We start from the raw sequence: 25946 nt of genomic DNA, 5'->3' as shown, positions 1-25946 counted from the left end.
GAAAGTTTTAAAATTTCTATTTCAGGGAACACTTTTCTAGAAGGGAGAGATAAACTATGGAACCATTTTATAAAGAGTATTTAAACGACGATGAGGCTGTAACAGCAGTCGACAGACTAAAAACACAAGGGGTTAATGAGGATAATATTTACATTATTACTCATGATAAAGAAAGAACAAACCGACTGGCAGATGAAGCAGATGCCAATACAGCAGGTGCTAAGGAACAGGGCATCGGCGAAAACATCAAAAACGTATTCCGTAAACAGGGAGACGAGCTTCGCGCGAAATTCCAGGAGCTTGGCTATACAGAAGCAAAAGCGGAAGAATTAGAGGACAAGCTTGACGACGGAAAAATTATTCTCGTTGTAAAAGATGCGCCGGCTAATTTAAGCCTATAACCAAAAAGAACGGGGTGCCTTTTTTAGAGGCATCCCTTTTTTCTGGGAAATATAGGACAGCAGTATGTAAAAGAATGGTATAACCCCGCATAAAACTATAAGTTACATAAATAAACAGCAAATAAAATAGCGGCTTTAAAGCAAATGTTGTATAGTATACTATGGACAGTCTGTGCACTTTTTATACGTATAGTTTCGTAAAAAAAAGGGTATAAAGAGGTACACTATGTGGTTTTTAAATAGAAAGAGTAAAAAAAGACAAAACGAGATGGTTCCGTACGGATAGGACGGAACATATGACCTGGAGGTAGAAATACAGTGAAAATTATTATTGCAGGCGGCGACGGATTCTGCGGATGGCCGACAGCCCTTTATCTTTCCAAAAAAGGACACGATGTATCAATTGTAGATAATCTAATGAGAAGAAAATGGGACGAAGAGCTGCACTCGAATTCCATTACCCCTCTTGCCACGCTCGAAGAAAGAGTAGCAAAGTGGAAAGAACTTACAGGAAAAGAAATCCGTACATACGAAGGAGACTTAAATCATTATGATTTTCTTCGTGAGGTGTTAAAGCAGGAGCAGCCGGACGCTTTTGTTCATTTTGCAGAGCAGCGTTCTGCACCTTATTCCATGATTGACCGCGAACATGCTGTGTTTACTCAGACAAACAATGTAGTAGGAACGCTCAACGTTCTTTACGGCATTAAAGAAATCGTGCCGGAGTGCCACTTAATTAAGCTTGGAACCATGGGAGAATACGGTACCCCTAATATTGAAATTGAAGAAGGCTATATTGAAATTGAGCATAAGGGCAGAAAAGACGTCCTGCCGTTTCCAAAGCAGCCCAATTCTTTTTACCATTTATCAAAAGTGCATGACAGCCATAACATTATGTTTGCCTGCAAAACATGGGGCATCCGTGCAACCGATTTAAACCAGGGTATTGTATACGGTCTGGATACAGAAGAGACAGCTATGGATCCTGCGCTTGTAAATCGTCTTGATTATGACGGCGTATTTGGAACCGCTTTGAACCGCTTTATTATCCAGTCTGCCATCGGTCATGATTTGACGGTTTACGGCAAAGGACAGCAGATCAGAGGGTTCCTGAATATCCGTGATACCGTCCGCTGTATTGAAATTGCTGCAGAAAACCCGGCAGACAATGGAGAATTCCGCGTGTTTAACCAGTTTACAGAAGAATTTTCTATTACTGAATTAGCGGAAATGGTGCAGCGTGTGGCTAAAGAAGAAGGTATTGACGTCGAAGTTGGCAAATACGACAACCCTAGAATTGAGGCAGAAGAGCATTTTTACCGTGCGGTAAATACAAATCTTCTTGATCTTGGTCTTGAACCGTTCATGCTGACTGATGACGTTATCCGTGAAATCCTTAACGCTGCGCTGACGCATAAAGACCGTGTGGTAAAAGAAAATGTTCTTCCAAACGTAACCTGGAAATAATAAAAACGGAGTGTGTTCCTGTTGAAAATAGCTATAATAACTGAAACATTTCTGCCGTCCACAGATGGTATTGTTACCCGGCTGACAGCCTGCATCACCTGGCTGCTTGACCAGGGTCATGAAGTGCGGATTTACGCGCCGGACCTTGGTGTGTACGAATATAAAGGGGCTAAAGTGATTGGGCTTTCTCATATTACCTTTCCTTTTTATCGTTCCAAGCAGTTTGCCGTGCCGCACCCGGTCGTAAAAAAACATCTGAAAGAATTTAATCCGGACGTAGTTCATGTAGTGAACCCGGCGGTTGTAGGATACGCAGGCATTAAATATGCCAGGCAGCTCAAACTGCCGCTTGTAGCTTCCTATCACACGAATCTGGCACAGTATATGGATTATTACAAACTCGGCAGGTTGAAATGGCTGATGTGGTGGCATTTTCGCAGGATGCATAATCAAGCGGACATTAATTTATGTACGTCTCAGACGGTTAAAGATGAGCTGGTGAGCCGCAGGTTTGAACGTATGCATGTATGGAAGCGCGGGGTGGACACGGAGCAGTTTTCTCCGGACAAGTACAGCGAATCAATGCGCCGTCGCCTCACAGGCGGCAAACCGGAAAAGACACTGCTCCTTTATGTAGGAAGACTGGCGGCAGAAAAAGAAATTGAAAAAATACGCCACGTTCTGGAAGAATCGGATACATTTGTTCTGGCCATTGTCGGCGATGGGCCGCACCGCCAGGTTCTTGAAAACCACTTTAAAGGCACCAACACAGTGTTCACCGGGTTTATGCATGGAGAAGAGCTTGCAGAGACGTTTGCTACATCGGATGTGTTCGTGTTTCCTTCCACTACGGAAACGCTTGGCCTGGTTATTATGGAAGCCATGGCTTCCGGGCTGCCGCTTGTGGCTGCCCAGAGCGGGCCGACGAGAGAACAGCTGGAAGATGAGAAAACCGGACTTTTATATGAACCTGATGTCGAAGGAGACTTTACGAAGACCGTTCTTCGTTTTGAAGATGAGCTTCTTCGAAAAAAGATGGCCGATCAGGCCCATCAGGATGTTCAGAGCTACAGTTGGAACCAGGTAGCTGAACAAATTGAGGCTATTTATGAACAGGCTGTTTCCGGGAAAGAACCTGCCGAAAGCAAAGAAGAGCTTTCCGGTTCCTAACAGGTACGAGCTGCATCCAGATTGAACAGAGGGATACCTATGGAAAAAAAGAAAAAAAGAAAAGGACTATTTCAGTACGCACAGTTTAGTGCGATTGGCGTATCCAATGCCGCTGTAGATATTGGCACACTCAATCTGCTTCTTTATTTTTTTCCAACGGATGAACGGGTTATGCTGACTACCTATAATACGATATCCTACTGCCTGGCTGTAGCGAACAGCTATATCTGGAACGTTCTGATTACCTTCAGGCATTCTGCAAAAGGCAGCAATAAACAGAGAATGGCCTTTGTTTTGCAGGGGCTGGTAAGTCTTGGAGTGAATAACCTTGTGTTTATCGGCGGCAATACTCTGTTTCAGGCTCTTGGTGTTCCCGGCTGGCTCCGCTACAACTTAGCAAAAGGGGTAGCAATGTTTCTTTCCTTTACAGCGAGCTTCTTTATGATCAAGTATTTTGTATTTAAAGAACCACATCCGTACAAAGAAAAATAATACGATTCGATAAAACGAAAAAGCTGCGGCCATTGGCTGCAGCTTTTTTCTGTATTCAGGAAGAGACGGGGGCCGCTGTTTTTTTTCGTTTTCTCCCCCGTAAAAGCACACCGTGGGAAGGAGAAAAGAGGAAAGCAAGCAGAAACAGTACACCCGTGGTACTTGCGATGCAGCCGGCAATCGATACGTTAAAATACTTTGCCGTATAATAACCGATCACCGCAGATGCTACACCTGTTAAAGCACTCACGATCATCATCCGGCTTAGTTTTTCCGTAAGCAGATAAGCAGTGGCAGGCGGCACAATGAAGAGGGCTACTACGAGAATAGCACCGACCGCATCAAAAGAGGCAACAGCTGTAATCGACACCATCGTCATAAGAAGATAGTGGATCAATGTGACCGGAATGCCTAAAGCCGCAGCAAGCGCAGGATCAAAGGAAGTGATTTTAAATTCTTTATACAGCAGCAGAAGCAAAGCAAGGTCGATAATAAATACAATTAAAATGACCCAGAATGCCTGCGGCCCGAGCGGAATGCCATTCCATTCTACCGTATGAAATGGAGCAAAGCTGATATCTCCCATCAAGACATGATCCACGTCCAAATGAACGTCTCTTGCATACAAAGATACTAGAATGACGCCGACAGAAAATAAAGCGGTAAACACAACACCAATAGCAGCATCCGTAGGAACGCCGGCATTATCAAGCACTTGAATAAAATAAGTCGTTGCCAGTCCTACTACGGCGGCGCCGATAAGCATAAGCGGGCCTTCAAGCGTCTGGGACACGAGAAAGGCGCCTACAATACCCAGCAGGACCGTATGGCTGATCGCATCAGCTACCATAGCTATCCGGCGCAGCACAAGAAAGGTGCCGACAATACCGCAGGTAGCAGCAACAAGCGAGCTGATCGCTAAAATCCATATTTCGTACATCAAAGCGTGCTCCTCCTTTTATATTAGGTACGATCGGCGTACTCAATCGATGTCTGCTTAATCGCCAGTGAAACCGGAACTTTTTTCTCCGCGGCAAGCAGAGTGTGGATGCGCTCGTTCAACAGATATTCCCGCGGTGCCCGGCCGTTTCCGTTTTCTGCGGCCTCGTTCCAGGAGCCAAGTTCAGCTTCATGAGTGATATGAATATCCTGAAGCCGGCGGAGCAGCGAAGAGTCATAGGCACAGGCCAGGCCTGTGCCGGTCAATAGATACTGCTCTCCTGTCCGGGTGAGCAGCCCTTCTTTCTGCAGGGCCTGAATGGTTTTTTCGAGTCCATCCTTTGGAAGATGTGTCTGTTCCTCAAGCTCCTCCCTGGAAAACAGGGCGCTGTGCTGTCCGGCAGCGTAGCGGTTTTCCAGCTGTTCATACATCGTATCGAGAAGAAAGTTGTTTAATACCACCTGGTTATGTTTTCTATTTTCCACCATCCGGAATAAAATACCTCTCTGCGGGGCAAATAGAAAGGAGATCAAAAAGAAGGCGGTGGCAGCTACAACAATAACCGGACCGGTCGGAAGTCCGCTTATTGAAGAGCTTAACAAAGCTCCAAGTGCTCCCGATAAGCCTCCGATAAGGCCGGAAAGAATGGCCATCACGCCAAGGCGGTCGGTCCAGTACCGGGCCGTAATGGCTGGTGTAATTAATAAAGCCACCATAAGAATCACACCCACTGTCTGGATGCCGGTAATAACCACGAGCACCACCATCGAACTGAGAAGGGCATTCAAAAAACGGATAGGCAGTCCAATACCACCGGCAAAGAGTGGATCAAAAATAAGAAGTTTCAGTTCTTTAAAAAATAGAAAAGAAAGAAGCAGCAGCACCACAGCACTTCCAATTAAAATCTGCACATCTGCGCCGACAAGAGAAGCCGCCTGGCCGAAAATAAACTCATCAAGGCCGCTGCTCTGGCTGTAGCTGCCATTGGTAATCATCGTTAAAAGCACAATGCCAAATCCAAAAAAGACAGAGAGCACAATACCGATGGCCGCATCCTGTTTTATTTTACTTTGTGAATGTATAGCCCGAATCGCATACACAGCCATTAGTCCGGTAAGGGCAGCTCCTCCCATTAAAGCGAGTGTTTCCCGTCCGAATATTAAGAAGCCGAGACAAATGCCGGGTAGTGCTGCGTGAGCCATTGCATCGCCTACGAGGCTTTCTTTCCGGAGAAGAACAAAGCTTCCGACAACGCCGCTCGCAAGCCCAAGCAGGGCCGCGCCGGCCATTACCCATTGGAGATTAGGGCTGGATAAAAATTGCAGCCATTCCTGCATGAGGCGGGCCTCCTTTCTTATATATTAAGATTTTCCTGCTGAATAAAAGCCAAACGGCCTCCGTATGTCTTCTGCAGCAGCTCCGAGCTGAATATCTGATCCACCGGGCCGTAAGCAATTAAACGCTGGTTCAATAAAATGACCCAGTCAAAATATTCGGTTACCGTCTGAAGGTCATGGTGCACAACGATAACGGTTTTTCCCTTTTCCTTTAATTCTTTTAACAGGCCGATAATCGCCCGCTCCGTCGTGGCATCCACGCCGGCAAACGGTTCATCCATAAAGTACACCTGCGCATCCTGTATCAGCGCTCTTGCCAGAAAAACACGCTGCTGCTGACCTCCGGAAAGCTGGCTGATCTGCCTGTTCGCATAATCTTTCATACCTACGCGCTCAAGCGCATCTTCAGCTAATGCCTTATCTTTTTTAGAAGGGCGCTTCAGCCAGCCAATCTGTCCGTAACGGCCCATCATCACAACATCAAGCGCGTTAGTGGGAAAGTCCCAGTCTACGTTGCCGCGCTGGGGCACGTAGCCGATATTTTTCTTTTGGGAGCGCACGCTGCTGCCTAGTATTTCAACATTGCCGCTTGATTTAGGAATTAATTCAAGAATGGCTTTCAACAGGGTTGATTTACCGGCGCCGTTCGGCCCGACAATTCCAATCAAATGCCCCTGGGGAAGCGTAAAGCTTACGTTTCGAAGCACAGGATCTTTACGGTAAGCTGCTGTTATATTTTCTACGCGCACAGCATCAGCCATGACAACGCCTCCTTATATAGTGAATAGTTTAACATTTTGTCTAGAGACATAAAGTTGCCTTAGGGAAAGAATAGACTAAAAATACTGTCCCGTCAAATGAAAGAAGTCCATAGTGGCGAAGCGGTTGATAATGTGAGAAAATAAAGAAGTACACTGTGCATCCTATCAAGAAAAACAGAAATTCTAAAAGGAGGAAGGGTATGAGTCAAAAAAAGCCAATTCATCTATACTTGTCCCGATATAAGGAACATTTAGCATATTTACGGGAAACTGGCCAGGAAACACCCAGCTGGAAAGAAATAAGAGATGAGGATTTACCCGCTTTTTTAACGATTACCGACTCCGATATAGAATGGCAGACTGATATGCTCGTAAGAGATTACGCCGAAGATGGCAATTGGAAAAGCGGCGATATGCTTCATATGAACATTACACTCAAAGATGGAACGAAATATTCCATTCACGGATATTATATAGAAGAAAAACAGGATTGGTTTCCAAACGAAAACCCGGTTATTCACAAAAGCAGTACCTGTGGATTCTGTCAGTCCATCATAGGATTTGGAAAAGATAAAGAGCTGAAGCAGGAATTCTGCATGCTGCCGCTGCCGGAGAAGAAATATTTATTTGAAGAAGTGCTCAAGCGGCATAAAGCAGAACTGTACAAAGTATAAAAACAGCCAATCATGTGAACCGGAGCATGATTGGTTTTTTGTATACAAAGCTAATGACGGCGGGATTGTTGCCGGTTACAATAAGAAAGAAGTCCGCAGTATGGAAACTGGCCAACTTAGGAGGCATTACATATGAAAATAGTCATCGCACCCGATTCGTTTAAAGAAAGCATGACAGCACTAGAAGCTGCAGAAAGCATGAAAAAAGGCTGGAAAGATATATTTGGAGAAGAAGCCATTATTGATGTGATACCGATGGCAGATGGAGGAGAAGGTACGACGACTTCTCTGGCGGAAGCGCTGGAAGCATCCATGCATCAAGTAGAGGTTACGTCTCCGAACCAGCAGAAAGTAACAGCGGAATATGCCGTGTCAAAAGACGGCAGGACGGCTGTATTGGAAATGGCGGAAGCATCCGGCATTGGCCTGGTGGACAAGCAGGAAAGAAATCCACTGACCGCAAGCTCTTACGGAACCGGGGAACTGATTCAGGATGCGCTCGGAAAAGGCGTACAGAAAATCATCATCGGCATTGGCGGAAGCGCTACAAATGATGGAGGCGCCGGGATGATTCAGGCGCTTGGCGGCCGGCTTTTAAATAGTGAAGGAAAAGCTGTTGGGGCGGGAGGCGCTGCACTGGCTGACCTGCATTCGATTGATCTATCTGAATTGGACGAACGGCTGCGCCACGTAGAAATTGCCGCTGCCTGCGATGTGAAAAACCCGTTGATCGGAGAAAACGGAGCCAGCGCCGTATACGGTCCTCAAAAAGGAGCGACCCCGGAAATGGTAACAGAGCTGGATGACGCCCTTGGTACTTTTGCAGATGTGATGAAACGGGATCTCGGTGTAGATATTGCGCAAAAAGAAGGGGCGGGAGCTGCCGGAGGCATGGGAGCCGGACTGATAGGATGCCTCGGAGCTGCTCTGGAATCGGGAATAGATATTGTATTAAAGGAAACCAATTTTTATGAACGGGTAAAGGGTGCGGATTTGATTGTGACGGGAGAAGGCAAGATGGACAGTCAGACGGTATACGGAAAAACGCCCGTAGGTGTGGCGAAAGCAGCGCATTCGGTTAATGAAAGAGCTGTCGTGCTTGCTGTCTGCGGTCAGCTGGGAGAAGGATACGAAGCCGTATACGACCATGGAATTACTGCAGCTTTCAGCATGGTACCGGGTCCGCTGGATCTCAGCGACGCTTTGGAAAACGGTCCCGAATATGCGGAGAAAATCTCAAGAAGCCTCGCTCTTATGTGGAAATCGTCCATTTAAGCGGTCCGGACACAGGGGTTTTCTTTTCAGGCGCTTAAAAAGCCGCCCCTACAAAGGGGCGGCTTTAATGTGTTTATAAAATAGGAGAAAGCAGGTGGGCAATAGATTCTTTGAAACGAATCCAGAGCGACCGCTCTTTGTAATGGTCCAGAGTAAAACGTGTGGACTGCTTCATATCGTCTTCGAAAATCAGGGCCATCCGCTGGCTGAACGGATGATGATAAATAAACGCATTTACTTCAAAATTCAGAGCAAAACTCCGGTTGTCAATATTTGCTGTACCGACCGAGCTGACTTTGCCATCTACAACAATCGTTTTGGCATGTATAAATCCATTGTCGTAAATGTACACTTCAGCACCTGCTTCAAGAATCGTACCGATATGAGAATAAGTCGCCCAGTACACAAACGGATGGTCCGGTTTGTTGGGAATCATAATACGTACATCTACGCCCGATAAAGCAGCGATCCGAAGAGCGTCCATCAGGCTCTGATCCGGAATGAAATACGGGGTTTGAATGTACACCGATTCTTTAGCCATTAAAATCATTTTAATGTAGCCGTTTTTAATCTGTTCCCATTGAGAATCTGGACCGCTGGAAACAATTTGTACCGCCGTGTTGCCGGCATGCGGATCCGCTGGAGGAAACAGCTTTTCCTGGTAATGAATGTCACGCTTATCCGGGCTTGCCTGATTCCAGTCGAGAATAAAGCGTGTCTGCAGAGCGTTCACGACATCGCCCACCATCCGCAGGTGGGTGTCACGCCAGTAGCCAAACTTGGGATCAAGTCCCAGGTATTCATCACCGACGTTGAATCCTCCGGTATAGCCGATTTTTCCATCAATAATTACAATCTTCCGGTGATTGCGGTAATTGAGCCGGAGGTTAATAAAGGGAATCCGGCGGGGGAAAAAGATGCTGACATCTCCGCCTGCCGCATAGAATTCCCGGAAAGACTTTTGGGAAATAGACCTGGAGCCCATTTCGTCATATAAAATCCGGACTTTTACGCCCTCTTCCGCTTTTTTGGTCAATGCTTTAATCAGCCGTGTACCGAGTTTGTCATCACGAAGGATGTAATATTGAAAGTGAATATGATCTTCGGCTCTTTCAATGTCTTTCATAAGTGCTTCGAATTTTTCTCCGCCGTCAATAAAGATGTCCACGTCATTTTCCTGCGTCAGCACCGAATCGTTGTTTACAAGCTGCATAAAAATAAGATCACGGTGTTCACGGACCGATGGATCAATAAAATGGAAACGTTCCTCGCGAAGAGCGGAAATCTGTGCTTTTATTAAATCTTCAATACCTATTTTCTTTATCTCTTCCCAGTCAAATAACCGGCGTCTTGTCAAATTCTGGCCGAAAATAAGATATAAAATAAATCCAAGAAATGGAATGAAAAAAAGCACCATCACCCAGGCCCAGGTCGAGGTGGCGTCCCGGCGCTCAAGAAAGATAATAATTGCTGCAAATACGATATTTAATAAAAACAAAATACTTAATATGATGGAAAAAACTTCCCCTATCGTCATGCAGTTGTGTCACCTCCGTATATCTCCTTCCACATTTTAGCATAAGATAAGGAAAGACAGATAAAGATAATCTCCGCGAATCAAGAATAATACCATGCAAAAACAGGATATACCACTTATAATGAGGTATACGAGAAAAAGATATAGAGCAGTTGTTTAACGACCGCCGGCGTACGGAGAGGAGAAGCTGGATACATGAGTGATCAGTATATAGGAATCGACGGAGGGGGCACTCTTTCCAAGATTGTGTATGCAAAAGGAAACGAATGGCAATATAAAAAAATTGCAACATCCAAATTTCACGAGCTGTACGAATGGTTCAAAGAAACATTTGATGATCCTTACGTTCAGGTAACGGGTGGAAAAGCAGGGGCTTTAATGAAGGAACTGCCTTTTCCGGCAAAGAAAATCAATGAGTTTGAAGCGACCTGTGAAGGGGTCAAGTGGCAGTTGGAAAGAAGCGGCTTGATTAATGAAACAGGGGCTCGTTTTATCGTAGCGAATGTAGGAACCGGCACGTCGATTCATGTGGTGGACCAGGATTCCTATGAGCGGATCGGCGGAAGCGGAATGGGTGGAGGCACGCTGCTCGGCCTGTCCTATCTGCTGACAGGAGAAGATGAGTTTGATAGAATTCTCACTCTTGGGGAGCAGGGGAACGGCAGGAAATTAAACGTAACGGTCGGTGACATCTATTCCCATGAGCCGCCTCCCATATCCGGGGACTTAACAGCAAGTAACTTCGGAGACCTTGCAGAAATGAAGCAGGGAATCCATAACAAAGAAGACTATATCGCGACCGTCGTAAGAATGATCGGCGAAACCATTACGACGATGAGCGTCCAGGCAGCCGACCGGATAGGGACAGATGCTGTTATTTATATAGGTACCACATTCTCCAATCATAATACGCTGCAGTCGATTATGACTCAGTACACGGAACTGCGCGGCAAAAAAGCATATTTTCTGGAAAATGGAGAATTCAGCGGAGCGATTGGGGCTCTGTTGAACAAAGGATTGAAAAAAGCTGTACTGCGATAACGCAGCAGCCAGGGGTGAGCAGCTATGGCATATGAAGAATACAAAGATCTACTGCACAGCACGATAAAATCACTTGAAAGCATTTCGAGAAATCTGCAGCCAAAGCTTCCGCTGCTTCAAAATCTGCAGCTGACCACAAGGCAGGAAGCGATGATGATGCGACTGGTACAAGATGAGAATGTGTCTATTTCAAATCTGGCGTACTACTTAAATATTTCAAAAAGCGCCGTCAGCCAGGCGCTGAACCGCCTTGAAAAAGAAGAACTTCTAATCCGGCTTGTTAATGAAGAAAACCGCCGGGAAATGATTATTAAGCTTGGACCTCAGGGAGAAAAACTGAAGGAAGAATTCCGGCTTTTTGAAGAGTCAATTATTCAGGATTATATCAGTCGATTAAAGAAAGAAGAAATTGAACAAATCGACCAGACATTAAAGAAGCTGGATACAATGATAAAAGAAAACGAAACCAAAGAATAAAACGGCCTCCAGAAAAGCCGTCCATGTTAAACATTCTGAGCAGCATACGCTGCTCTTTTTGCGTGAAAGAATCAATCAGATGAATTATTTGTGAAGTGGAGGAAGATTAATTGACTCTCTACTGCAGATGCTTTAGTTTATTAAATAATTAAGTAACTTAATTGTTTAAAGTCTTACATACGATAGCTGTTTTATTTGCCGGCAGAATAATAACATACGAATCAGGAAATAATCTGCAAATACATTCAACGAAGACAACACCCGAAAGCATGCTGTTCATATGCTTCTGTCCGGAAGTTTGCGGTACCGGCAGGGATGAAAACATAAGAGGAGGAACGGCGAAGGTGAAAATTACCGATTTATCCATCCGAAGGCCGAAACTGACTATTGTAGGAATGATCCTGTTTATTTTACTCGGAGGGGTGTCCTTAACAAATCTCCCTCTTCAGCTTTTTCCGGAAATTGATCCCCCGGTCGCGGCCGTTGTAACAAGTTATCCCGGTGCGAGTCCGGAAGAAGTCGAAGAAAGCGTGACGATTCCGCTGGAAGAACAGTTGTCAACGATGCCCGGCTTAAATAATATTACGTCTACCTCAGAAGAGGGGTCGGCGTTAATTCTTCTGGAATTTTCCTGGGATTCATCGATTGACGACGTGGAGCAGGATGTTATCAGCTCAATGGGGGATGCACCGCTTCCTGATGATGCGGCTGATCCCTCTTTCCTGAAATTTGACCCGTCGATGTTCGGTATGGCACAGATTGCTGTTACCTCTGATGACATGGCGGTTGTCGAATTTCAGGATGATTTAGCGTCTATCCGGACGGAGCTTGAACGGGTGGAAGGTGTCGCCAATGTGGATGAATCCGGCAGAGTAACCGAACGTTATGAAATTAACCTGGATCAGGCACAGCTGGAAGAATATCAAATTACCCAGGAAGATATCGTTAACGTGGTTCAGTCCAACAACGTGTCACTTCCCGGTGGAACGGTAGAATCAGGAGAAAGAACGCTTACGACAAGAGTGCTGAAAGAAATAGAAGCTCAGGAAGATCTGGAAGAGCTGTTTGTTACAGTCGATCCGGAAACAGGCGATGAGTTATTTTTAGCCGATGTTGCAGACATAAGACTTTCTCCGGAAGAGCAGAACGCTATTACAAGAACAAATCAGCAGCCGGCAATGCAGCTTAATCTAATGAAGGAAACAGATGCAAATGCGGCTACGGTGTCCTCATCCTTTAATAGTGAGCTGGACACGCTGCTTGAAGAAGATCAATACAGCAGCCTGGAATTTACGACTTTTTACGATGAAGGAGATTACATCCAGCAGTCCATCAACAGTGTGACGACCGCTCTTATTACCGGCGGGGTGTTTGCCATGCTCGTGCTGTTTTTCTTTCTCCGCAATTTAAAGACCCCGCTCATCATCGGGGTGGCAATACCGTTTTCTGTTATCGTGACATTTGGTTTCTTATATTTTACAGATGTCGGGCTGAATTTAATGACTCTTGGTGGATTGGCGCTTGGCATTGGAATGCTCGTCGATAATGCAATTGTGGTTATTGAGAATATATACCGGCATTTATCGATGGGCAAGACACCAAAAAAGGCAGCTTCAGAAGGAACAAAAGAAGTAGGCGGCGCCATTACGGCTTCGACTTTAACGACTGTTTCTGTCTTTCTGCCGATTATTTTTGTATCAGGCATCGTTGGAAATATTTTTACGGAATTTGCACTGGCAGTATCCTTTAGTTTAATTGCTTCCTTGTTTGTGGCTGTTACCGTTGTGCCGATGATGGCAAGCCGCATTTTGAAAGCTCCTAAAGAGGATATTGAAGAAAAAAGGCAGAACTCCCGCTATATGAAACGTCTGGAAAGGGCCAGCAAATGGTCGTTGAAACACCGTTTTCTTACTCTGTTTATTACGCTGTTATTTCTTATCGCAGGCGGAGCGGGTCTTGCTGCAACAGGAGTTAACTTTCTTCCGGCAAGCGACCAGGGCTTTTTCTCCATTGATGTGGAGACAGATTACGGAACCAACCTGGAAACGACGACTGCTATTACAGAGGATATTGAAGCTATTTTGGATCAGGAGGGAGCAGTCGACAGCTATTTAACAATGATCGGTTCTTCCGGCGACGACGGTGCAGTAACAGGAGGACCATCGGGATCCAATGAGGCCCAGATCATGGTCACGATGGAACCAATGGAGGACCGGGAAGCGAGCACGATCGATTTTATTGAACAGATAGAAGACGACGTGGTCGACGTAGAACCGGATGCCGATATTTCTCTTTCGAGCCAGACTGCTATAGGCGGAGGAGAAGCGAATACGGTCGTCTTTACTATCAGCGACCAGAACGTGGATACATTAAATGAGTCGGCCGAGTATATGATCTCGGAGCTGAGAGAAGCGGAAGATATTCGGGAAATAACCACCTCGGATGAAGATCTCGCACCAGAGATACAAATTGCTGTAGATGAAGAAAATGCGAGGGAAAACGGTCTGGCGGCCGCCCAGATCGCCGATAGTGTCGACAATGCTACCCGCGGCCAAACAGCCACTACGGTACAGACAGCAGATAATACGACCTATGATGTGATTGTTCAATATGAAACCGGAGAACTGGAGACAGCAGAGGATTTAGAAACGCTGCTGATTGCCAACCAGGAAGGAGACTATATTGAACTTGGAGAGGTAGCCGACATTGAAGAAGGCAGCGGCCCTGCCGTTATTAATCGTGATGATCAGCAGCGCAGCGTGGAAATTACGGCGGCCTACAGCTCGGATACGACATTAAATGAGGCGTCCAATTTAGTGACGGATATATATGAAAACGACAATATGGCGGACAGCACCTCTCTTGCCTATTCGGGAGAACAGGAGCTGCTGGACGATGCGCTCGACAGCATGATATTTGCCTTCCTTCTCGGACTGCTGTTCATTTATCTCGTAATGGCAGGACAATTTGAATCCTTTAAATATCCATTTATCGTTATGTTCAGCGTGCCGCTTGTGGTTATAGGAGTAAGCATTGCCCTGGCAGTAACGCAGACACCGCTCAGTGTGACCGTCTTTATCGGCCTCATTGTTCTTGCCGGTATTGTCGTCAACAATGCGATCGTGCTGGTGGACTATATTAATCAACAGAAAGAAAAGGGAATGGCTTCCAAAGAAGCTATTGTAGAATCTGTTAAACAGAGAACCCGCCCTATTCTGATGACAGCTGTAACAACAATTCTAGGGGTCGTTCCATTATCGCTTGGTATTGGTGAAGGCGCAGAGATTCAGCAGCCGATGGGTATTGCCGTGATCGGCGGCCTTGTCAGCAGCACTTTTCTGACGCTGTTTGTCATACCAGTTCTGTACAGCTTCCTGGATACGAATTTCCGGAAGGTGAGAAAAGAAGAAAAGAAAGCCGAAAAGGAGCAAAAGCGCGATAAAAAGCGTCGGAAGCAGGAAGAAACAAATGAATAATTGACAATAAAGCTTCTTCTCCCGTAACATGAAATAAAGACAACCACTAGGGGCGCATATGCTGAGATAAGGAAATTCCTTTGTCCCTCTGAACCTGATCTGGGTAAAGCCAGCGTAGGAAAGTGGAGCGTGCGTTTTTATTTGGCTGTGATGGTCAGGAAAAGCCGCTCCTTTCAAGGGGCGGCTTTTTTGTGTGTAAATGAAAAAGACGTCCGGATGTGGTGAGTACAGATAAAAATGGAGGAACCAATAATGGGGGAAATACCAAAAGTACTATCCATAGCAGGAACAGATCCTACCGGAGGAGCAGGCATCCATGCCGACTTAAAAACATTCCAGGAGATCGGCGCTTACGGAATGGCCGTTATTACAAGCGTGGTGGCCCAGAATACGATGGGGGTAAAAGACGTCTGGCATATGGAGGACGAAACGATTCTGAAACAGCTGGAAGCCGTCCTTGAAGACATCAGGCCGCAGGCAGTGAAAACAGGTATGATCGCCCTGCCGTCTATGATTGAAAGTATCACAGACCGGCTGGAACGGGAAAACCTGCCAATTATTGTAGATCCGGTAATGGTGGCCACAAGTGGAGACTCGTTAATGGATAAAGAAACGAAAAAACTAATGGTCAACCGGCTGCTTCCTATAGCAGAAGTGGTGACGCCGAATATGGAAGAAGCCGAAAAGCTTACCGGAGTAAAAGTCTCTACCATAGAAGAGGCGGAAAAAGCGGCCCGGGTGCTGGTCGAGGAGATGGGGGCAGGAGCTGCGGTTGTAAAAGGCGGGCATGCGAAAGACACGGCAATTGATGTGTTATATTATAAGAAAGAATTTATCCATCTAACGGCGGATCGGTTTAATACGAAGCATACACACGGGACAGGATGCACGTTTTCTGCGGCAATTGCCGCCAATCGGGCGAAGGGTATTCCTGTTATCCAATCGTGTGAGCTGGCTAAAGAATTTATTACAAAGGCGATCAGCCATCCGCTCAACATCGGGCGCGGGAGCGGACCGGTGAATCATTGGGGCCGTTCGTTAGAGAAATGAATAACCCTGGAGGGAAAGAGACATGATGCATTCAGAAGGAAAAAAAGCATACAAATTGCTGCACGAAATGCGGACGGCAAAGCCTCTTGTTCATAACATTACCAACGTGGTGGTAGCGAACTTTACGGCGAATGGACTTTTAGCGGCAGGAGCATCGCCTGTAATGGCCAACGCAAAAGAAGAAGCGGCCGATATGGCGTCTGCCGCCGATGCGCTTGTGCTTAACATTGGAACGTTGAACCCACTGCAGGTGGAGTCCATGCTGCTTGCCGGCGCCGCAGCGAATAAAAAAGGAATTCCAGTCGTACTCGATCCGGTCGGAGCCGGTGCTACCGCTTATCGAACCGATACTGCCCGGCAGCTGCTCAAAGAAATAGACATTTCCCTTGTCCGCGGAAATGCAGGAGAAATTGCTGCTGTTGCAGGACTTGAAAGCAATACAAGAGGAGTAGATTCAGGTTCCTCCCATGTAAGTACAGCTGAAACGGCAGAACGTGCCTTTCACGTATTGAAGCTTCCTATTGTCGTAACGGGAGCGGTGGATGCAGTAACGGATGGAAAAGATATGTACCGCATTCACAACGGTCATTCAATGATGACTAAAGTGACCGGATCCGGCTGCCTGCTCAGCTCGCTGATCGGTTCTTTCCTGACCGTTACGGACGATGTGGCATATGGCGCAGCAGCGGCGCTGGGCTATTATGGAATAGCAGCGGAAAAAGCCGGCGGATTTGCGTCAATGAGAGGTCCGGGCACCTTTCAGTCAGAGCTGTTGAACGCTTTGTATCACGTGGGAGATATGGATATCCGGCATCAGCTGACGCTTAAAAAAGAAGAGCTGAGAGGCACCTATGAATAAAGAAGCACTGCTGCTGTATTTCATTATGGGCAGTCAGGACACAGAGAAAAACCCGGTTGAAGTACTCAAACAGGCGATAGCCGGCGGCATTACCTGCTTTCAGTTCCGTGAAAAGGGTCCGGCTGCAAAAACAGCTTTACAAAAAGAAGAGCTCGCGCGCGAACTGCTTGCTGTCTGCCAAAGCCGCAGCGTTCCGTTTATTGTAAATGACGATGTGGAACTCGCCGTGAAGATAGGCGCGGACGGCGTTCATATCGGACAGGGGGACGAACCTGCTTCGGAAGTGAAAAAGAAACTCCCTCCGCATATGAGTATGGGTGTTTCTGCAAAAACGCTGGCAGAGGCTGAGCAGGCCACTCAGGACGAGGCCGATTATATCGGCACAGGTCCAATGTATGCAACCATATCTAAAGCAGACGCAGATGACCCGATCGGCCCGGAAGGCATTCAGGATTTACGTAAATTCGGCATTACGATTCCCATCGTTGGAATCGGTGGAATTACAGAAAAAAATGCACAACGCGTACTCAAAGCTGGAGCAGACGGTGTATCCCTGATTTCTGCTATCAGCAGGGCAGCGGAACCGGAAACAGCCGCACGCAGTCTTAGAAAGCTGCTTCATAAATAAGGTCAAGAGACCCCGCTTCTTTTAGGAGCGGGCTTTTTTTTGCTGTTTTTAATATGTATTTTTTATACACAATAAAATGTGTTAGATTATCTTTCGTCATTGCAGAAATTCCCAGCATCTTTCTATAGAATACATAATTATAAAGAAAAGCAGGAGTGAAAATAAATGAAACAAGGCGTGGTTTATTTTGTAGGAGCCGGCCCGGGTGACCCGGAGCTGTTGACCATTAAAGGACTGAAGGCTCTTCAGCAGGCAGATGTGGTTGTATTTGACAGGCTGGTACACCCCGCCCTGCTTTTAGAAGCCGGTCCGGAAACGAAATTTATATACTGCGGAAAAAAACCATGCGAGCATACACTGCGGCAGCAGGATATTCAAAAAGAACTGATAATCCAGGCAAAGAAGGGAAAAACAGTCGTCCGGCTCAAAGGCGGCGATCCAGGCATATTCGGCAGAGTCGGGGAAGAAGCACAAATGCTGCGGAGCCATAAAGTGGCCTATGAAATGATTCCGGGCGTAACGGCTGCCAACGCGGCTTCGCTGTATGCAGGGGTGCCTCTCACGCACCGCGATCATTCCAGGTCTCTGGCCATCGTTACAGGGCACAGCAAAAACAAATCAGGAAAGCCCGACGCAGATTGGGAAAGCCTGGCAAAAGGAATGGAAACGATCGTCTTTTATATGGGAATGAAAAACCTTCCATTTATCACTTCTGAATTGACCGGCAACGGAAAAAGCAAAAATACCCCAGTGCTCATTGTCGAATGGGGCACCTGCGGCCGGCAGAGGGAAGTAATCGGAACGCTTGCGGATATCGAGAAAAAAGCAGCCAAACAGCAGATGGAAAATCCTTCGATCATCATTGTAGGGGAAGTTGCTGCGCTGCACTATGATCTGCAGTGGATGGAGAAAGGCCCGCTGACCGGGCAGGGCTGTATTATTCATCATGCGACGCCGCTGACAGAGCGGATGAAAAACGAATGGGAAAAGCTTGGAGCGGAAGTATATGTTGGAAACAGCAGATGGGAAAACCGGGAAAGAACGGCTTTCAGACACTTGGGCATGGCAGGCCATGCCACTCATATTGTTGTACCGGATAAAGCGTCTGCTGTCGAATGCCTGGAGTATCTTCCAAACGATTTAATAAAAGATAAACTTACATTTTACTGCTGTTCGAACAGAGCTGCCGACCTGTTAAAGCAGGCCGGGGCGGCAAGAATAACCCGTCTCCCGGAAGCCGGAAGCTTCGAAAAATGGCTTCTGTTGTCTGCAGATAACCTTGGATTAGCTGAAATCGTCTAAGTAATATCACTTAAAGGAGTGTCTACAGCATGCGTAAAGAGAACATTGTACTAATAGGAAATGGAATGGCGGGTATTCGAACGATTGAAGAAATTTTAAAAACAGAACCGGACCGTTTTAACATTACTATTTTCGGCAAAGAGCCTTATCCAAACTACAATCGTATTCTGCTCTCTAAAGTGCTCCAGGGCGACAGCGATATCAGTGAAATTATTTTAAATGACTATGACTGGTATGAAGAAAAAAACATTACGCTTTATGCAGGAGATGAAGCAGAGGAAATTGACAAAAAGAAAAAAATCGTACGCAGTAAACAGGGACGTGAATGCCCGTACGACCATTTAATTATTGCGACAGGGTCCAATGCGTTCATGCTGCCTCTTCCGGGCGCCGATAAAGAAGGAGTTATCGCATTCCGCGATATTAAAGACACCGAAGAGATGATCAGCGCTTCCAAAAAGTACAAGAAAGCGGTCGTTATTGGAGGCGGCCTGCTTGGGCTCGAAGCGGCTCGAGGCCTGCTTAATTTGAATATGGAAACGGAAGTAGTCCATAACAACAGCTACTTAATGGAACGTCAGCTCGATGAGCCGGCTTCACGAATGCTCAAGAATGACTTGGAAGCACAGGGTATGCGATTTCATATGGCAAAAGACACAGAAAAGGTGCTCGGAAAAAAACGGGTGGAAGGACTGAAATTCAAAGACGGGTCCACGCTTGAGGCCGATCTGGTCGTCATGGCGGTCGGAATCCGCCCTAACGCAGTATTAGCCGGTGCCTCCGGCATTGACACCAACCGTGCCATCCTCGTTAACGATCATATGGAAACGAGTGTGAAAGACATATACGCTGTGGGGGAATGCGCCGAGCATAACGGCATTGCCTACGGTCTGGTCGCCCCTCTTTACGAACAGGGAAAAGTGCTCGCTGAACGAATCTGCATGAAAGCACGCACCGGTACCGGCTATCAAGGATCGCTTACTTATACACAGTTGAAAGTAGCGGGCGTAGATGTGTTTTCCGCAGGAACCTTTCAGGACGAAGAAGATACAAAAGCCATCCGGGTCCATGATGAATTTGAAGGCATCTACAAAAAAGTGGTGGTCCGCGACAACCGGGTAGTAGGAGCCGTGCTTTACGGGGAGACATCGGATTCGCCGAGACTGCTGGAAATGATGAAGAAGAGCCAGGACATTACCGGCCTGGGGAAAACGATTATTCTGCCATCCGAACAGGAAGGCGGGGAGACGGAAAGCCTGACCGCTGCGATGGAGCCGTTTGAAACAATATGCGGCTGTAACGGTGTCTGTAAAGGCGATATTGTAGAAGCCATTCAAAAAGACGGACTAACCTCAGTGGAAGAAGTAAAGAAACATACCAATGCTGCCCGGTCATGTGGAGGATGCAAGCCTCTTGTAGCGGACCTGCTCGCCCATACACTTGGAGGTGAAGCAGGGGAAGGCCTGCAGGAAGAGCCGATGTGCGGCTGTACCGATCTGACGCATGAAGAAGTCGGGGAAGAGATCAGAACCAAACAGCTGACGCTGACAAGAGAAGTCATGAATGTGCTTCATTGGAAAACGTCAGAAGGCTGTTCCAAATGCCGTCCGGCAATCAATTACTATTTAGGTGTAGCCTATCCGAAGGAGTACGAAGATGATCCGTCATCGCGCTTTGTAAACGAGAGAATGCACGCCAACATTCAAAACGACGGCACGTATTCCGTTGTGCCGAGAATGTACGGCGGGGTAACCAACCCGGATCAGCTTCGGAAAATTGCAGAAGTAGCTGATAAGTACAGTGTTCCTCTGCTGAAATTAACAGGAGGGCAGCGGATCGATATGCTTGGTATTCCAAAGGCGGATCTGCCGTCGGTATGGGAGGATTTGAACATGCCTTCCGGCTACGCCTATGCGAAATCCCTTCGTACGGTGAAAACATGTGTAGGAGAGGACTTCTGCCGCTTCGGCACCCAGGATTCCATCGGCCTGGGTATCGCAATTGAGAAGAAATATGACCGGCTTAACACCCCTCATAAAGTAAAAATGGCAGTATCAGCCTGCCCGAGAAACTGTGCAGAATCCGGTATTAAAGATTTGGGGATTGTCGGAGTGGAAGGGGCCTGGGAGCTTTATGCAGGCGGAAACGGCGGCGTTGATTTAAAGGGCGGCGAACTGCTGACGAAAGTCAAAACGACCGAGGAAGTTATTGATACAATCAGTGCCTACCTGCAGTACTACCGTGAAAATGCCAGGTATTTAGAAAGAACTTCGCACTGGATTGGGCGTGTTGGACTGGATCATGTGAAATCTGTGGTTCTGGACGACAAAGAGGAACGCAAAGCACTGATTGCACGAATGGATACCGCCCTGGAAGCACTTCCGGAAGATCCGTGGAAAGCCATTACGAGCAATGAGAAAAAACGGGAAGAGCTGTTTGAACAGAAAAAAGTAGAAGTTCTTCAATAAATAATAAGGAGCGGGGCCATGGCTGAAATAACCGAAACAACCGCGGTATATGTAGCGGACGTAGAAGAATTTAAAAAAGGCATTCCGAAGGAAATCTTTGTTAATGGAGAATCCATCGCCTTTTTCAAAACAAACGCAGACAAAATCAGGGCTATTCGAAACAGCTGTCCACACAAAGGCGGCCCCCTTTCCCAGGGGATTGTCAGCGGAGACTATGTGTTCTGCCCGCTTCATGACTGGAAAATAAGCACAGCAGATGGAAAAGCCCAGGCGCCCGACGTAGGCTGCACGCATTCTTATCCGGTACAGGTGGAAGGAAGCAGTGTGTATATTCAAATTTAAAAACCGCTGACGATGGCAAATCCCTTATCTCAACTGATATAGTTGCGATAAGGGATTTTTTTGTCTATAAAATTCGGAAAGGAAAGAATAGCGATGACGTTTGATGTAGTGATGATAGGGCTGTTTTTTATTGCTGTACAGGTATTTGCCAATATATTTGTAAAAGGCCCAAGAATCCGAAGCTTTCGCTGGCTCTCTTTTTCGGGAGGCATTGCCGTGGCTTATATATTTGTCTATGTTCTGCCTGCGCTGCATGAAGAACAAGAAGCCTTCAGTGGCGAGCTTACGATGGAATCTGAGCTCTACATTCTGGGCCTGATAGGCCTGATGGTGTTTTATACGGTGTTTAAAACAGCCGATGCCCAGCAGAAAAAAGGAAAACGGGACGGGGATGCATTGTTTTTTTACATACAGGTTGGCTTTTTTACTCTATATAATATGTTGATCTCCTATATTGTGTTTGCTTCCGATGTAGAAACGGTGCAGGGCGTGTTCTATGCGATAGCAGTAGGGCTTCATTTTATGTCCGTATCACACGACTTATGGCGCGAAGATAAAGAGCGTTATGAAAAAGTGGCCCGTTACGTTCTGGCTGCGGGTATTCTCGGCGGGTGGCTTGTCGGTCTGCTTGTGCCGTATTCTTCGATTGGGCTGGCGGTTGTTTTTGCGTTTATCTCAGGCGCGATGCTGATGAATGTATTAAATAAAGAACTGCCGAATGAAGAAAATGCGCACCTTCCTACATTTCTCATTTCTGCAGGAGGGTACGCAATTATCGCAACGCTGTTGAAATATTTCTTTCAATGGTAAATCTAAAGTGTCTTTGGAGCACGGAAGAAAGCCGGTGCATATTTAGCCAGCAGCACAATAATAACGATCGTAATGACCGCTTCCGGAATCAAATAGGACGCATTGTACACGGCTGAATACAAAACGACCGGCATGTCGCCTGCGTAGGCGCCAAACCAGATCACGCCGGATGCAAAGTGATCGATAAATCGCAGCAGGGTGGCAAACAAAACTCCGATCACGATAGAAGCATAAGGAACTCCGTTTGTGAACGACCGGGAGGTAATAAACAAACCGGCCGCACCGAGAACCGTGTAGGCAATCGGGTATTCCAGTATAAGTTGTACCGGATGAACAATAGTGGCCCCGGTAAAAAGCTGCAGAACGCCGACAATAAATCCGGTGAGCGCGCCTGCCTTCCACCCGCGCCGGAAAGCAATAACAAAAATAGGAATCATAATCAGGGAGATGGACCCTCCCATTGCCCATAAAGCGCCGAATTGGACATAGCTTAAAATAAGCGACAAGGCGGCCATGAGCGAGATTTCAATCATAATGACAAGTCTTTGGTGTTTCATATACTGCTCCTTTCCCAAATACAGAGACAGGAAAGACGAGGCTTCTATATAGATAGAGCTTTCGCCACTTCCCTACGCTGGCATCATCCAGTTCAGGTTCCAAGAGTTGAGGCTCTGCCTCTCTCAGTCCAATGACACCTCTAGTGGTTTATATTTGTTTCCTTTCTTATCATACGGTTTCTGCCGGCAAAATCAAGAGGGAAGCATAAATCTAAATAAAGACGGGTAAGGAACAGAAGAAGAACGAGAGAAAGGCTGGAATAAACGAATGAACATACCAGGCAATTTACTTTTGGCCTATTTAAAAGGAAGCGGGTTGTCGACCACGGTAACGCTGCTGATGCTGATTTTTTATATAGTAAGCTTAGGAGAAATAAGTGATTTTGAACTGCTTGCCGCGGTGCTCGTTTTCCATACATACATAGGGTCGCTTGCCGGTATGTTTCTGCTACGGTTTCTGCGCCCTTTGGAAAACGGGATTGTCTATCCTATTCTGGGCATTATTATTTTTGGCACGGTAGGGCTGCTTTACGGCCTGTTTATTATTTATACGTACAATCTCGAAGGCTATTTTATCGGTGTTACGATGGCTTCTTCGATTTCTTTTTTCTGCAGCCAGGTCGTTAAATCAAAAGGAGCCTCTTATTTGCTGGCGGCACTTGGTCCGCTGTTTCTGCTGCTTATTTTTCTGTCTGTGCAATTTATCGGAACACTCGGAAGCTGAAAAATGTGGGAATAGTTATTAACTATCGTAATTCTCTGACTTTTCTTATATACTTTTCTTACGGCGCTTAAATAAAGCGCTTTCTTTGTGAAAGGAAAAGAGAAAAGGGGGAGTATGATGCCAGCTATCGTGTTAGCCATCATCGGTTTTACCGTATTTGCCCTGGGTTACCGGTATTATTCAAAATTTATTGCAGAACGGATTTACCGGCTTGATCCCAACTTCCGCACTCCGGCCCACGAATTCAGGGATGGAGTCGATTTCGTTCCGACCAATAAGTTTGTTCTATGGGGGCATCACTTTACGTCTGTAGCAGGCGCCGCGCCGATTGTAGGTCCGGCCATTGCTGTTTACTGGGGCTGGCTTCCGGCATTCTTATGGGTGATTCTAGGAACGGTGTTTGCAGCCGGCGTACATGATTTTGGAACGCTTGTGCTGTCTGTCCGCAACAAAGGACAGTCGATTGGAACGCTGGCGGAGAAAATTATCGGCCGCCGGGCCAAGCTGTTGTTTTTATTCATTATTCTCATTCTCGTATTAATGGTAAATGCCGTGTTCGCCTGGGTTATTGCCAACCTGTTTATTACCTTTCCGGCGAGTGTTATTTCTGTATTTATCCAAATTCCGCTTGCGATCTGGATTGGTTATACGATAAACCGCAAAGGAAAAAGCATGCTGCTTCCTTCTTTAATAGGACTGGCTGTCATGTACAGCGCCGCAATTGCAGCAAGCTATATTCCTGCGCTGCAGATTGATCTGGTACGCTACTTTGGTGGAGAAGGAAGCACCGTATTTGCCGGACTTGATGCCGTTTCCATGGCCTTTATGGTTTGGATTGCCGTATTAATGATTTACGTATACATAGCTTCCGTCCTTCCGGTATGGAAGCTGCTTCAGCCGAGAGACTTTATTAATTCCCATCAGCTGGTAGTCGGCCTGGCTATTTTGTATCTAGGCCTGTTCTTTACCTGGCCGGCAGCAGAAATGACAGCGCCGGTGACGCGGAGCGTTCTTGACGTGTCCTGGTTTCCACTGCTGTTTATTACGATAGCCTGTGGTGCCATTTCAGGCTTCCACGGTCTGGTTTCTTCGGGCACGACGTCAAAGCAGTTGAATAAAGAAACAGATGCCCGTTTTGTCGGCTACTTTGGCGCTGTAGGAGAAGGCGTTTTGGCTCTTATAACGATTCTTGCTGTAAGCACTTTCTTTGCTACACAGACGGATTTCTTAAATGCCTATGAAAGCTACAATGTAGCAAATGCGGATGGCCTGACGTACTTTATTGGCGGGGCCGGACAGCTTGCAGCCGGCATCGGCCTTCCGCCTGGAACAGCAGAAACAATTGTGGCGGTTATCGTCGTCAGTTTTGCGGCCACTACGCTTGATACGTCTGTACGCCTCATGCGCTACATTATTGCCGAGCTTGGCCAGGAATATAATGTCAAGCCGCTTACGAAGAAGCACGTAGCTACTTCTATTGCTGTCGGTGGCAGCATGGCACTCGTTCTTCTGCCTGGAGGCGACCGTGGATTTGGTTCCGGGGGCTACCTGCTCTGGCCTTTATTTGGCACATCGAACCAGCTGCTCGCCGGTATCAGCCTGTTGTTAATCAGCATCTGGCTGCGCCGGAAAGGACGTAACTTCTTATTTACCTTCGTGCCAATGCTCTTCCTGCTGTTTATGACACTTTGGGCGATGATTAACCAGGTCGTGTTCCAATGGTCCGGAATAGGCGGCGGCGAAGCGCAGATCTTATTGTTTGTGATGGGATCGATTATTTTAGGATTTACAATATGGATTCTGCTTGAAGCAGTAATGCTGTTCCGCAGAGAACCACCGAACACCGAACCTGATCAGGATTAAAAGGAGGCGGGAAAGATGGGATTTCAGAAAACGGTCAAGCAGTGGCTGGCTTACTATGAAGAAGTGATCAGCCTGCCCCATCAGGCAGAGCGGAAAAGAGAGCTTCGGGATGAGGAAGACCTGTTTATGCTGCTCTGCTTTTCGGAGCTGCTCGGCCTTCCCAACCCGGTCTCGTACTATACGCTTGAACTGTATCCGGAGATGCTCGAAAATTTTCACGACTGGCATAAGCGAATGGGCATGGAAAAGTCGCCGCTTACCGGGATACGCTGTTGTTAATAAATGAATTCAACGA

Annotated in this window: 24 protein-coding genes and 2 riboswitches; of the genes, 19 read left to right on the top strand and 5 right to left on the bottom strand. The window is 46.7% G+C overall.

The window, feature by feature from the left end; translation table 11 throughout:
• Nucleotides 1–56 precede the first annotated feature (56 nt).
• The 4 genes from AC5W2J_RS12290 to AC5W2J_RS12275 all read left to right on the top strand — a co-directional run bounded on the left by AC5W2J_RS12290 (nucleotide 57) and on the right by AC5W2J_RS12275 (nucleotide 3530).
• Nucleotides 57–401, top strand: a complete 345-nt coding sequence (locus AC5W2J_RS12290; RefSeq protein WP_496059752.1) for a YflT domain-containing protein — start codon at nucleotides 57–59, stop codon at nucleotides 399–401.
• 318 nt (nucleotides 402–719) lie between these two features.
• Complete coding sequence (locus AC5W2J_RS12285; protein ID WP_496059751.1) at nucleotides 720–1868, top strand: NAD-dependent epimerase/dehydratase family protein; 1149 nt, start codon at nucleotides 720–722, stop codon at nucleotides 1866–1868.
• A gap of 21 nt (nucleotides 1869–1889) precedes the next feature.
• Nucleotides 1890–3038, top strand: a complete 1149-nt coding sequence (locus tag AC5W2J_RS12280; protein ID WP_496059750.1) for a glycosyltransferase family 4 protein — start codon at nucleotides 1890–1892, stop codon at nucleotides 3036–3038.
• A 39-nt stretch (nucleotides 3039–3077) separates the two neighbouring features.
• Complete coding sequence (locus AC5W2J_RS12275; RefSeq protein ID WP_496059749.1) at nucleotides 3078–3530, top strand: GtrA family protein; 453 nt, start codon at nucleotides 3078–3080, stop codon at nucleotides 3528–3530.
• Nucleotides 3531–3585: 55 nt separating this feature from the next.
• Here AC5W2J_RS12275 and AC5W2J_RS12270 read toward each other — a convergent pair whose 3' ends face one another.
• Genes AC5W2J_RS12270 through AC5W2J_RS12260 form a run of 3 tightly spaced genes read right to left on the bottom strand, consistent with a single transcriptional unit; the run spans nucleotide 3586 to nucleotide 6568 of the window.
• Nucleotides 3586–4473, bottom strand: a complete 888-nt coding sequence (locus tag AC5W2J_RS12270; protein ID WP_496059748.1) for a metal ABC transporter permease — start codon at nucleotides 4471–4473, stop codon at nucleotides 3586–3588.
• 20 nt (nucleotides 4474–4493) lie between these two features.
• The gene (locus AC5W2J_RS12265; protein WP_496059747.1) at nucleotides 4494–5807 is read right to left on the bottom strand and encodes a metal ABC transporter permease; all 1314 of its coding nucleotides are present in this window, start codon (nucleotides 5805–5807) and stop codon (nucleotides 4494–4496) included.
• Nucleotides 5808–5824: 17 nt separating this feature from the next.
• Nucleotides 5825–6568: a metal ABC transporter ATP-binding protein gene (locus AC5W2J_RS12260; RefSeq protein ID WP_496059746.1), complete on the bottom strand. Its 744-nt coding sequence runs from the start codon at nucleotides 6566–6568 to the stop codon at nucleotides 5825–5827.
• A gap of 200 nt (nucleotides 6569–6768) precedes the next feature.
• Here AC5W2J_RS12260 and AC5W2J_RS12255 point away from each other — a divergent pair, with 200 nt between their 5' ends.
• Both AC5W2J_RS12255 and AC5W2J_RS12250 read left to right on the top strand, forming a co-directional pair.
• Complete coding sequence (locus AC5W2J_RS12255) at nucleotides 6769–7242, top strand: hypothetical protein (protein WP_496059745.1); 474 nt, start codon at nucleotides 6769–6771, stop codon at nucleotides 7240–7242.
• A gap of 132 nt (nucleotides 7243–7374) precedes the next feature.
• Complete coding sequence (locus tag AC5W2J_RS12250) at nucleotides 7375–8517, top strand: glycerate kinase (protein ID WP_496059744.1); 1143 nt, start codon at nucleotides 7375–7377, stop codon at nucleotides 8515–8517.
• Nucleotides 8518–8590: 73 nt separating this feature from the next.
• On the opposite strand, the gene cls is transcribed toward AC5W2J_RS12250, so the two are convergent.
• Nucleotides 8591–10054 (bottom strand): cardiolipin synthase, encoded by a 1464-nt coding sequence (gene cls, locus AC5W2J_RS12245; protein ID WP_496059743.1) that lies wholly within the window; start codon nucleotides 10052–10054, stop codon nucleotides 8591–8593.
• A 195-nt stretch (nucleotides 10055–10249) separates the two neighbouring features.
• Between cls and coaW the strand changes: the two genes are divergently transcribed.
• The 10 genes from coaW to AC5W2J_RS12195 all read left to right on the top strand — a co-directional run bounded on the left by coaW (nucleotide 10250) and on the right by AC5W2J_RS12195 (nucleotide 22507).
• Complete coding sequence (gene coaW / locus AC5W2J_RS12240; RefSeq protein WP_496059742.1) at nucleotides 10250–11095, top strand: type II pantothenate kinase; 846 nt, start codon at nucleotides 10250–10252, stop codon at nucleotides 11093–11095.
• A 24-nt stretch (nucleotides 11096–11119) separates the two neighbouring features.
• Entirely contained in the window at nucleotides 11120–11572 is a 453-nt protein-coding gene (locus tag AC5W2J_RS12235; protein WP_496059741.1) for a MarR family winged helix-turn-helix transcriptional regulator, read from the top strand.
• Between the two features lie 344 nt (nucleotides 11573–11916).
• Nucleotides 11917–15048, top strand: a complete 3132-nt coding sequence (locus AC5W2J_RS12230; protein WP_496059740.1) for an efflux RND transporter permease subunit — start codon at nucleotides 11917–11919, stop codon at nucleotides 15046–15048.
• A 38-nt stretch (nucleotides 15049–15086) separates the two neighbouring features.
• A riboswitch (TPP riboswitch) is annotated at nucleotides 15087–15186 on the top strand.
• Between the two features lie 114 nt (nucleotides 15187–15300).
• A complete protein-coding gene (thiD, locus tag AC5W2J_RS12225; protein WP_496059739.1) occupies nucleotides 15301–16098 on the top strand; it encodes a bifunctional hydroxymethylpyrimidine kinase/phosphomethylpyrimidine kinase in 798 nt (265 codons plus the stop codon).
• A gap of 25 nt (nucleotides 16099–16123) precedes the next feature.
• Nucleotides 16124–16957, top strand: coding sequence for a hydroxyethylthiazole kinase (thiM, locus tag AC5W2J_RS12220; RefSeq protein ID WP_496060087.1), 834 nt, complete (start codon nucleotides 16124–16126; stop codon nucleotides 16955–16957).
• Complete coding sequence (gene thiE / locus AC5W2J_RS12215) at nucleotides 16950–17585, top strand: thiamine phosphate synthase (protein ID WP_496059738.1); 636 nt, start codon at nucleotides 16950–16952, stop codon at nucleotides 17583–17585. Before thiM ends, thiE begins: the two co-directional genes overlap by 8 nt.
• Nucleotides 17586–17750: 165 nt before the next feature.
• The gene (cobA, locus tag AC5W2J_RS12210) at nucleotides 17751–18887 is read left to right on the top strand and encodes a uroporphyrinogen-III C-methyltransferase (protein ID WP_496059737.1); all 1137 of its coding nucleotides are present in this window, start codon (nucleotides 17751–17753) and stop codon (nucleotides 18885–18887) included.
• A 29-nt stretch (nucleotides 18888–18916) separates the two neighbouring features.
• Nucleotides 18917–21355, top strand: a complete 2439-nt coding sequence (gene nirB / locus AC5W2J_RS12205; RefSeq protein WP_496059736.1) for a nitrite reductase large subunit NirB — start codon at nucleotides 18917–18919, stop codon at nucleotides 21353–21355.
• 18 nt (nucleotides 21356–21373) lie between these two features.
• On the top strand, nucleotides 21374–21697 hold the full coding sequence (nirD, locus tag AC5W2J_RS12200) for a nitrite reductase small subunit NirD (protein ID WP_496059735.1): 324 nt from the start codon (nucleotides 21374–21376) through the stop codon (nucleotides 21695–21697).
• A 93-nt stretch (nucleotides 21698–21790) separates the two neighbouring features.
• Entirely contained in the window at nucleotides 21791–22507 is a 717-nt protein-coding gene (locus AC5W2J_RS12195; RefSeq protein WP_496059734.1) for a DUF3270 family protein, read from the top strand.
• 2 nt (nucleotides 22508–22509) lie between these two features.
• On the opposite strand, the gene thiT is transcribed toward AC5W2J_RS12195, so the two are convergent.
• Nucleotides 22510–23064, bottom strand: a complete 555-nt coding sequence (gene thiT / locus AC5W2J_RS12190) for an energy-coupled thiamine transporter ThiT (protein WP_496059733.1) — start codon at nucleotides 23062–23064, stop codon at nucleotides 22510–22512.
• Between the two features lie 52 nt (nucleotides 23065–23116).
• Nucleotides 23117–23216, bottom strand: a riboswitch (TPP riboswitch).
• Between the two features lie 116 nt (nucleotides 23217–23332).
• Between thiT and AC5W2J_RS12185 the strand changes: the two genes are divergently transcribed.
• The 3 genes from AC5W2J_RS12185 to AC5W2J_RS12175 all read left to right on the top strand — a co-directional run bounded on the left by AC5W2J_RS12185 (nucleotide 23333) and on the right by AC5W2J_RS12175 (nucleotide 25930).
• The gene (locus AC5W2J_RS12185) at nucleotides 23333–23788 is read left to right on the top strand and encodes a hypothetical protein (RefSeq protein WP_496059732.1); all 456 of its coding nucleotides are present in this window, start codon (nucleotides 23333–23335) and stop codon (nucleotides 23786–23788) included.
• 117 nt (nucleotides 23789–23905) lie between these two features.
• Complete coding sequence (locus AC5W2J_RS12180; RefSeq protein ID WP_496059731.1) at nucleotides 23906–25651, top strand: carbon starvation CstA family protein; 1746 nt, start codon at nucleotides 23906–23908, stop codon at nucleotides 25649–25651.
• A gap of 15 nt (nucleotides 25652–25666) precedes the next feature.
• Nucleotides 25667–25930 carry a cory-CC-star protein gene (locus AC5W2J_RS12175; RefSeq protein ID WP_496059730.1) on the top strand — a complete coding sequence of 88 codons (264 nt, stop codon included), beginning with the start codon at nucleotides 25667–25669 and terminating at the stop codon, nucleotides 25928–25930.
• The last annotated feature ends 16 nt before the right edge of the window (nucleotides 25931–25946 follow it).

Source organism: Sinobaca sp. SA16-1 (genome assembly GCF_059510515.1).
The sequence above is the reverse complement of the archived record's forward strand: the minus strand, read 5'-3'. Positions and strand labels throughout refer to the sequence as shown.